At 71.6% G+C, this 8,138-nt stretch carries 8 protein-coding genes and 7 tRNA genes; 10 read left to right on the forward strand and 5 right to left on the reverse strand.

The features are described from left to right. Positions 1-194, reverse strand: a 194-nt coding sequence (locus tag ACFV18_RS32645; protein WP_380488946.1) for a hypothetical protein, incomplete at its 3' end; no start/stop codon positions are given. A gap of 114 nt (positions 195-308) precedes the next feature. Continuing rightward, positions 309-380, reverse strand: a tRNA-Val gene (locus ACFV18_RS32650). A gap of 388 nt (positions 381-768) precedes the next feature. Between ACFV18_RS32650 and ACFV18_RS32655 the strand changes: the two genes are divergently transcribed. From ACFV18_RS32655 to ACFV18_RS32665, 3 genes are all read left to right on the forward strand, one after another. Then, positions 769-1,182 (forward strand): SsgA family sporulation/cell division regulator, encoded by a 414-nt coding sequence (locus tag ACFV18_RS32655; protein WP_030056266.1) that lies wholly within the window; start codon positions 769-771, stop codon positions 1,180-1,182. A gap of 258 nt (positions 1,183-1,440) precedes the next feature. Then, on the forward strand, positions 1,441-2,034 hold the full coding sequence (locus ACFV18_RS32660; protein ID WP_380488947.1) for a CGNR zinc finger domain-containing protein: 594 nt from the start codon (positions 1,441-1,443) through the stop codon (positions 2,032-2,034). A gap of 72 nt (positions 2,035-2,106) precedes the next feature. Further along, a complete protein-coding gene (locus tag ACFV18_RS32665; RefSeq protein WP_380488948.1) occupies positions 2,107-2,595 on the forward strand; it encodes a DsbA family protein in 489 nt (162 codons plus the stop codon). Between the two features lie 55 nt (positions 2,596-2,650). Here the strand turns inward: ACFV18_RS32665 and ACFV18_RS32670 are convergent, their stop codons facing one another. Genes ACFV18_RS32670 through ACFV18_RS32680 form a run of 3 tightly spaced genes read right to left on the reverse strand, consistent with a single transcriptional unit; the run spans position 2,651 to position 5,400 of the window. Further along, positions 2,651-3,493: a GNAT family N-acetyltransferase gene (locus ACFV18_RS32670; protein WP_380488949.1), complete on the reverse strand. Its 843-nt coding sequence runs from the start codon at positions 3,491-3,493 to the stop codon at positions 2,651-2,653. A gap of 49 nt (positions 3,494-3,542) precedes the next feature. Next, positions 3,543-4,361, reverse strand: coding sequence for an aminotransferase class IV (locus ACFV18_RS32675; protein WP_380488950.1), 819 nt, complete (start codon positions 4,359-4,361; stop codon positions 3,543-3,545). Positions 4,362-4,383: 22 nt separating this feature from the next. Continuing rightward, positions 4,384-5,400, reverse strand: coding sequence for a chorismate-binding protein (locus tag ACFV18_RS32680; RefSeq protein WP_380488952.1), 1,017 nt, complete (start codon positions 5,398-5,400; stop codon positions 4,384-4,386). Between the two features lie 310 nt (positions 5,401-5,710). On the opposite strand from ACFV18_RS32680, the gene ACFV18_RS32685 reads away from it, so the two are divergent. The 7 genes from ACFV18_RS32685 to ACFV18_RS32715 form a co-directional block, all read left to right on the forward strand. Further along, a tRNA-Gly gene (locus ACFV18_RS32685) sits at positions 5,711-5,783 on the forward strand. Positions 5,784-5,847: 64 nt separating this feature from the next. Then, positions 5,848-5,921, forward strand: a tRNA-Cys gene (locus ACFV18_RS32690). A gap of 37 nt (positions 5,922-5,958) precedes the next feature. Next, positions 5,959-6,033: transfer RNA gene (locus ACFV18_RS32695), tRNA-Val, on the forward strand. 33 nt (positions 6,034-6,066) lie between these two features. After that, positions 6,067-6,138: transfer RNA gene (locus ACFV18_RS32700), tRNA-Val, on the forward strand. A 35-nt stretch (positions 6,139-6,173) separates the two neighbouring features. Continuing rightward, positions 6,174-6,245 (forward strand) — tRNA-Val (locus tag ACFV18_RS32705). 35 nt (positions 6,246-6,280) lie between these two features. After that, positions 6,281-6,355: transfer RNA gene (locus tag ACFV18_RS32710), tRNA-Val, on the forward strand. An 868-nt stretch (positions 6,356-7,223) separates the two neighbouring features. Continuing rightward, the coding region (locus ACFV18_RS32715) for a serine/threonine-protein kinase (protein WP_380488951.1) at positions 7,224-8,138 on the forward strand (915 nt) is incomplete at its 3' end.

Consider the following 8,138-nt stretch of genomic DNA (forward strand, 5'->3'; position numbering starts at 1 on the left):
ACGCCGAACGCGCAGACGACGATGATGCCGACGATCGCGGCGAGGACCGTCCAGAGCACGAGTGTGGGCAATCCCTCGGCGAGCACCGGGGCCAGCAGGGTGACGACGAGATAGCCGCCCCAGCCGACCGCGAGCCTCATGATCGCGGTCGGCGTGAGGACGGCGCGGAGAGAGGACGCAGACGTGGTGGACACGGGTGATCAGCCGATCTGCGAGGCCGTCCCCGCTTCGGACCACTCCGCCGGGTCGTCCCGTCGGTGTCTTTCACAGTGCACGAAAACCCCCGGGAGACCGGGGGTTTTCTTCTGTGCGCGATACTGGGATCGAACCAGTGACCCCTTCGGTGTGAACGAAGTGCTCTCCCGCTGAGCTAATCGCCCGGGTGCAGAAAGAACATTACCCCATCTGCGCGGGTGCTCCGACCACCCCCGCCCCTCGCCGCGTCCGATCCGCACCCCGGGGCCCCGACCAGCGGTGTCGGCCGGGCCGGCCGTGCGGGCGGCGGACGGGGCGGGTCCGGAGGCGGCAGCTTCGTGCGTTCCTCCAGCCGCCCGGCCGCCGCTCCGGTGCGACCGCCGGTAATCCCTGCCGTTACCGGGCAGGGCGGCGGCCGGCCGGGCCGTTCGGGGGATTCCGCAATGCGCCGGAAGGGGTACGACTCGCACCGGAATCGGGACAGACGGGTTTACACCGGGCTTTCAGGTGGGATGGTCCGTTCGCCGACGTGCGATTCCCCGAGCGCACACTGAGCGAAAGGCCCTGGCGCTTATGAACACCACGGTCAGCTGCGAGCTGCACCTGCGCCTCATCGTGTCCAGCGAGTCCTCACTGCCCGTCCCCGCGGGCCTGCGCTACGACACTGCCGACCCCTATGCCGTGCATGCGACGTTCCACACCGGAGCAGACGAGACCGTGGAGTGGGTGTTCGCCCGCGACCTCCTCGCGGAGGGGCTGCACCGACCGACCGGTACCGGCGACGTCCGGGTGTGGCCGTCCCGCAGCCACGGTCAAGGCGTGGTTTGCATCGCCCTGAGCTCTCCGGAAGGAGAGGCACTGCTGGAGGCCCCGGCCCGGGCGCTTGAGTCCTTCCTCAAGCGGACGGACGCCGCGGTGCCGCCCGGCACCGAACACCGTCACTTCGACCTCGACCGGGAGCTGTCCCACATCCTCGCCGAGAGCTGAACCCGAACGAGTTACGGCCCGCCGTCGCGCGGCGGCGGGATCGCCTCGATGCGCACCGTCCTACTCGGGGGCACGGTCGCAGTTCACTGCCGCCCGCCGGCGGCCTCGGGGCCCGGCCCCGGGCGTTCCCTCCCACCGGAGCGGACGCCCGGGGCTAAGCCGCGTCCGGGCCCGAACGGCGGCCCGGGCCGGTAGAGTCGGGCCCCGCGTTGACCGACGCGGCGGTCCTCGGGCCGCCGCCGCGTGAGGAGTTCCCACGTGCTGATCACCCATGACACCGAATGCGCGCTGAGCATCCTGGTGGAGCTGCTGAACACCGCGCCGGAGGCTTGCGGCAGTGAGCAGCTGCCCGATGTGGCGGCGCTGCGCGCCTTCGTGGTCCGGCAGGAGATCAGCGAGATCGACTCGCTCGGTCCGGCCGACCTGGCCGCGGTGCACGAGCTGCGCGACCGGCTGCGCGAGGTGTTCTCGGCCGGCACGGTCGAGCGGGCCGCGGAGCTGGTCAACGCGCTGGTCGCCGACGCCGGGACCACGCCGCGGCTGACCAACCACGACCACCACGGCTGGCACATCCACTACTTCGCCCCGCACGCCGCGGTCGGGCGGCACCTGGCCGCCGAGCTGGGCATGGCGCTGGCGTTCATCGTGATGGCCGGCGAGCTGGAGCGGCTGCGCCGCTGCGAGGCGCCGGACTGCGCCCGGGTCTTCGTCGATCTGTCCCGCAACCGTTCCCGCCGCTACTGCGACAGCCGCACCTGCGGCAACCGGCTGCACGTGGCCGCGTACCGGGCCCGGCAGCGCTCGGCGGAGGCCGCCGGGGCGGTGGCGGCCGCAGCGGCGGCCGGACGCTAGCCGCTGCGCGCCGCCGGTCGAGGCGGGGCCGGTCGGGGCGGGGTGGGGTTGTGGACCTGGGAGACTTGGGGCATGAGCGATTCCTCCCTGCCCCGCGTCGAGTTCTGGTGCGACCTGCTGTGCCCCGACTGCCGCACCGCGCTTGCGGACATCCACGCGCTGCGCGCCCGCTTCGGTGACGGGCTGACCGTCGAGGTGCGGCACTTCCCGCTGGAGAAGCACAAGTTCGCGTACCCGGCGGCGGAGGCCGCGGCCGAGGCGTTCGAGCAGGGGCGCGGCTGGCCGTTCGTCGAGGCGCTGCTGGCCCGGCTGGAGGACGTGGAGCGCGACGGGGCGCAGGCGCTGGTGGAGATCGCCGGGGCGGCCGGTCTGGACGCGGACGAGGTGGACACCGCGCTGATCGACGGCCGCCACATGCTGCTGGTCGACTCGGACGTGGCCGAGGGCCGGGCGATCGGCGTCACGGGCACCCCGACGTACGTGGTGGCCGGCAAGCGGCTGGACGGCGGCAAGTCCCAGGACGGGCTGCTGGAGCGGATCGTCGAGCTGCTGGGCGGCTGACCTCCCCGGTGTCGGTGGCGGCGGGGCGGTCAGGCCCGTTTCGGAGCGGCCGGGCTCAGAGCAGCGGCTTGCTGAGCCTGCGCAGGGTGACCTGGTAGCCGAGCGACTCGTAGAGCGCGATCGCCACGCCGTTGTCGGCGAACACGTTGAGCCCCAGGTCGTGGACGCCGGCGGTGAGGCATTCGCGTTCGGCGAGCCGCATCAGGGTGCGGCCGTGGCCGTGGCCGCGGTGGTCCGGGGCGACCTCCACCAGCATCACCCACGCCAGTGGGCGGCCGTCCGGCAGGCTGGCCTGGCGCAGGGCGACCCAGAGGCAGCCGAGCACGTTTCCATCCGCGTCGAGGAGTTGGCGCAGCACGGTGTCCGGGGTGTCCGGGCCGGCCGACAGGGCGCGCCGGTGGTCGTGCTCCGATTTCGCGGTGGCTTCGGCCGCGCCGAGACCGGAGTCGATCAGCTCCTGCCGGTAGCCCGCGATCGCGGTCTGTTCCCAGGCCGGGTACTCCGTCGGTCCGATCCGGCGGTCCGTCAATCCCGGTGGCAGTTGCGGGAGTTCGGTGAGCGGTTTGATCATGTTGCGCATCCGCTCGGTGTAGCCGAGGGCGTGGGCCAGCCGCAGGCCGGCCTCGGCGTCGGCGGGCACCATGACGTCGACCCGGGTGCATCCCCAGGAGCGCAGCACTTCTTCGGCGGCGAGCACGGCGACGGTGCCGCGGCCCCGCCGCCGTCCCTCGGTGACCTCGAGTTCGCTGATCTCGCCCGGACAGAACCCTTCTCCGGGCCAGGCGGTCGTCCGCAGGCCGCCGACCGGGTGTCCGTTCACCATGATGTGCCAGCGCCGCGTCCGCCCGTCGTTGGCCGCGGCCTCCTCGGCCCCGTCCGGCCGCAACGTGGTAGTCATACCGGCTCCCTTCCCTCCGCCGCCCGAGTTCTACCGCACCCGGCCTTGGTCAGACGGGGTCGCTGTTCCGGGCCGCGTGGTGGGCGAAGATCTCCATGGCTTTGCGGGTCACCGGGCCGATGGCGGGCAGGGTGCGGGAGTTGACGCGGGTGACGGACTGGACGTCGCGGAGGGTGGAGGTGAGGAAGACTTCTTCGGCTTCGGCGAGGGCTTCGAGGGGGACGTCGGTCTCTTCGGCGCCGGTCCAGTCGATGACGAGTCGGCGGGTGATGCCGGCCAGGCAGCCGGAGGAGAGGGTGGGGGTGAGGAGGCGGCCGTCGAGGACCAGGAAGACGTTGGAGCCGGTGCCTTCGCAGAGTTGGCCGGCGGTGTTGGCGAGGAGGGCTTCGCTGGCGTCGGCGCGGTGGGCGGCGGCGAGGGCGATGACGTTCTCGGCGTAGGAGGTGGTCTTCAGGCCGGTGACGGCGGAGTGTTCGTTGCGGCGCCAGGGGACGGTGACGACGGCGGTGGTGTCGGGCCGGCGCTGGGCGCTGCCGAGGGCGACGACCAACGTGGGTGCGCTGTCGCCGCGTTCGGAGCCGAGCGGGGCGCGGCCGCCGGTGTAGGTGATGCGCAGGCGGCCGAGCGGCAGCGGCTGCGCGGCGAGGACGGCGGCGCAGGCCTCGCGGACCTGGTCGTGGTCGGGGTCGGGGAGACCGAGGCCGCGTGCGGAGCGGGTGAGGCGGTCGAGGTGGCGGGTGAGTGCGAAGAGCCGGCCGTTCTCGGCCTTGACGGTTTCGAAGACGCCGTCGCCGACGGTGAGTCCGTGGTCGAGGACGGAGAGTGTGGCCTCGTCCTCGGTGGTGAGGGTTCCGTTGACCCAGATCATCGGCGCGGTGCTCCTTGACGTCTCAGGCGGGGGTGCCGGTGGAGGCTATCGCCACCAGCCTGGCGGCTTTGAGTTCGGTTTCGCGCCATTCGCGGTCCGGGTCGGAGTCCCAGGTGATTCCGGCGCCGGTGCCGAATTTCAGGACGGGTCGGCCGCTGTCCCGTTCGATCCAGAACGAGCGGATGCCGACGGCGAGTTCGGCCTCGCCGCGGTCGGCGTCGACCCAGCCGATGGCGCCGCAGTAGGGGCCGCGGGGGGCGGTCTCCAGTGCGCGGATGATGCGCAGGGCGCTGCTCTTGGGGGCGCCGGTGACGGAGCCGGGCGGGAAGGTGGCGTCGAACAGTCGCGGCCAGCCGGCGTCGGCGTGCAGGCGTCCTTCGACGGTGGAGACGAGGTGGACCAGGCCGGGGTGCTTCTCGACGGCGCACAGGTCGGGGACGGTGACGGTGCCGGTGTCGCAGACCTGGCCGAGGTCGTTGCGGACCAGGTCGACGATCATCACGTTCTCGGCGTGGTCCTTGTCGAGCAGGTCGTGTTCGGTGCGGCCGGTGCCCTTGATCGGGCCGGAGCGGACGGTGCGGCCGTGCCGGCTCAGGTAGAGCTCGGGTGAGGCGGTGGCGATTTCGACGCCGTGGTCGGGGAGCCGGACGGTTCCTGCGTACGGCGCGGGGTTGTGGGCGGCGAGCAGGCCGGTGAGGGCGTCGATGTCGGTGCGCTCGGGGTCGGGCAGCGGTGCGCTCAACACCCGGCAGAGGTTGGCCTGGTAGACCTCGCCGGCGGCGATGTGTTCGCGGATTCGGCGCACTCCGGCGCGGTAGGCGTCGGCGTCGAGGGAGGTGTGCCAGCTGTCGGGGGCGGGGCCGCGCCAGTTGTGGGTGGCGGGCGGGGCGGGGTCGGGGCGGACGTCCTCGAAGCGGGCGCAGGTGAGGCGGCCCTCGAAGTCGTGGGCGACGGCCCAGAATCCGCCGCGGTCGAGGGCGGCGGGGTCGTGGGTGACTTCCCGCAGACCGGTGGCGAGGCGTCCGGCGAAGCGGGCCATCGGCTGGTGGGGGCTGAGCGGGGCGGTGCGGCCGGACACGGTTCTCCTGCGCGGATTCGCGGATTGCGGTGCTGCCCGTAGCGCCCGCGCGGGCGCGGGCGTGGGCGCCGGGGGATCGCCCCGGTACCGAAAGTCTAGGTCGCGGGCCTGCTGGAACGTTCCGGTCGGGCCCGACGGTTGGGCATCCGGCGGCCACCACCGCGCCACGCTGCGGGAACGGATTTTTCAGCTGGGCCGGGAATCCGCTAGAGTTCAACACGTCGCCAGGGAGCGCAGCCGGGGAAAACCGGAAGAGCTTCCAGGGAGACAGGCGGACGTGGCTCAGTTGGTAGAGCATCACCTTGCCAAGGTGAGGGTCGCGAGTTCGAATCTCGTCGTCCGCTCGACGGAGAACAGGTAAGGTCGTTCTCCAAGGGGAACGGGTAAGATCGTTCTTCGAAGTTGCCTGGTGGAGTGGCCGAGAGGCGAGGCAACGGCCTGCAAAGCCGTGTACACGGGTTCAAATCCCGTCTCCACCTCCAAGAGGCACCGCCCGGTTCCGACCGGGTGGTCCTCCCTGCGCGATTAGCTCAGCGGGAGAGCACTACCTTGACACGGTAGGGGTCACTGGTTCAATCCCAGTATCGCGCACCACAGGCAAGGCTCCTCGGAGCGCCTGACACCCCCGCGCGATTAGCTCAGCGGGAGAGCACTACCTTGACACGGTAGGGGTCACTGGTTCAATCCCAGTATCGCGCACTGATCTTCGGATCCTTGATCTCCGGATCAACCCCGCGCGATTAGCTCAGCGGGAGAGCACTACCTTGACACGGTAGGGGTCACTGGTTCAATCCCAGTATCGCGCACTGATCTTCGGATCCTTGGTCTTCGGACCGACCCCGCGCGATTAGCTCAGCGGGAGAGCACTACCTTGACACGGTAGGGGTCACTGGTTCAATCCCAGTATCGCGCACCACACTTGAGAGCCGCTGTCCGATATTCGGACGGCGGCTCTCGGCATTTGCGGGTGCAGCGGCAGACATGGGAATGGCCGGGAACAACACGCCCTCACCGACGTGTTGTTCCCGGCCACCGGGTGAGCCGGAGCTGCAGCCTGCGCCACTCATTTCGTCCGTCCACGACTTGATGAGGGTTGCTCCGGCCGGCGAAGACCCCTACCCCATGGGGGGTCAGCGCCCGATCAGGTCGGCGACCGCTTGGGTCTGGATCGCCAGTTGGTCCCACACCCCGAACAGGGCCATCAGCAGGATCGCGCAGGGCAGGGCAATGGCAAGGGCGATCATCGGGTGCCGGGTCTCCGCGGGGTGCGAAGACAGTGGCCGGCGGCGATGGGCTCTGCTGAGCGGTGCCATGTCTGCTGTGCTCCTGCCGGGCTGCGGTGCTGCGGTCGGGTCGGGGACGGGTGGTACTGCTTGGCAGCGAGGACGGTCATTCTCGGGGGACGAGCGGGGCCGTCCTCGCTGTGAACAACGGTAGGCGGAACGGCTTTCCGGATCGTCATGCCGTCGTACCGTTCTGATCGCCTCCGCTGGTAGGAGGAGAGACGGGGCGATGTACGCCTGGAGTCGGAGACGGGAGTGCGCGGACCCCTTAGGCGACCCTGACAGTGCCCCCTGGGGGAGCGCCGGATTGCCGGTGGGGCAAGGGGTTTGGCGGTGCGCCAACCACTCCGATCTGACAATCCGACCGGCGGTTCCAGTGTTGCGTGTCGGCACGGGGCCGCTACCAGTCCGTAAGCTGTGCCGAGACAGTTGTCTGACGATGCCCCAAATCCGACGGGGCCTCACCCCACAGGCTGACGGAACGGGAACGGGTACGGGCAAATGGCAATGATGCGGCTGCGGCGTGAGGACCCCCGCATCGTCGGCCCGTACCGGCTGCACCGGCGGCTGGGAGCCGGCGGGATGGGCGTGGTCTTCCTCGGTTCGGACCGGAAGGGGCAGCGGGTCGCGCTGAAGCTGATCCGCGCCGAACTCGCCGAGGACGCCGAGTTCCGCACCCGGTTCGCCCGGGAGATCGCGGCGGCCTCCCGGATCCGCGGCGGCTGCACGGCCCGGGTGATGGGCTCCGACATCGAGGCCGACCGCCCGTGGCTGGCCACCGCGTACGTGCCCGGGCCCTCGCTGTACAAGCAGGTCTCCGAGGAGGGCACGCTGGCCTGGCCGGACGCGGCGCGGATCGGCGCGGCGCTGGCCGACGGACTGGTGAAGGTGCACGAGGCGGGGGTGGTGCACCGCGACCTCAAGCCGTCGAACATCCTGCTGTCTCCCAAGGGCCCGCGGATCATCGACTTCGGCATCGCCTGGTCGCGCGGCGCGTCCACCCTCACCCACGTCGGCACGGCAGTCGGCTCGCCCGGCTTCCTGGCGCCCGAGCAGGTGCGCGGCGCGGCGGTGACGCCCGCCACCGACGTGTTCGCGTTCGGGGCGACGCTGGCCTTCGCGCTGACCGGGGAGTCGCCGTTCGGGTCGGGCGCCTCGTCCGAGGTGATGCTGTACCGGGTGGTGCACGAGGAGCCTGACCTGTCCGGGATTCCGCCGGTGCTGGCCCCGGTGGTGGCGGCCTGCCTGGCCAAGGAGCCGTCCGAGCGCCCGCCGGCGGCCGCGCTGCACGAGCGGCTGAGCGAGCTCGCCGCGCGCGGTGGCGGCCGAGCCGCCCGGGCCGCCGCCCGCGCCGAGGAGCGGCCCGTGCCCGCGCCGGCCGCCCCGGCGGAGGGCCCGGCCGGTGGGCGGCCGGAC

It is taken from the genome of Kitasatospora sp. NPDC059673, assembly GCF_042734215.1.
Taxonomy (GTDB): Bacteria; Actinomycetota; Actinomycetes; order Streptomycetales; family Streptomycetaceae; genus Kitasatospora.

Coding starts and splice junctions, on each gene's coding strand:
- ACFV18_RS32665 (WP_380488948.1), top strand. CDS start 2,107: ATGAGCGATTCCTCCCTGCCCCGCGTCGAGTTCTGGTGCGACCTGCTG.
- ACFV18_RS32680 (WP_380488952.1), bottom strand. CDS start 5,400: ATGGCCCGCTTCGCCGGACGCCTCGCCACCGGTCTGCGGGAAGTCACC.
- ACFV18_RS32675 (WP_380488950.1), bottom strand. CDS start 4,361: ATGATCTGGGTCAACGGAACCCTCACCACCGAGGACGAGGCCACACTC.
- ACFV18_RS32670 (WP_380488949.1), bottom strand. CDS start 3,493: ATGACTACCACGTTGCGGCCGGACGGGGCCGAGGAGGCCGCGGCCAAC.
- ACFV18_RS32655 (WP_030056266.1), top strand. CDS start 769: ATGAACACCACGGTCAGCTGCGAGCTGCACCTGCGCCTCATCGTGTCC.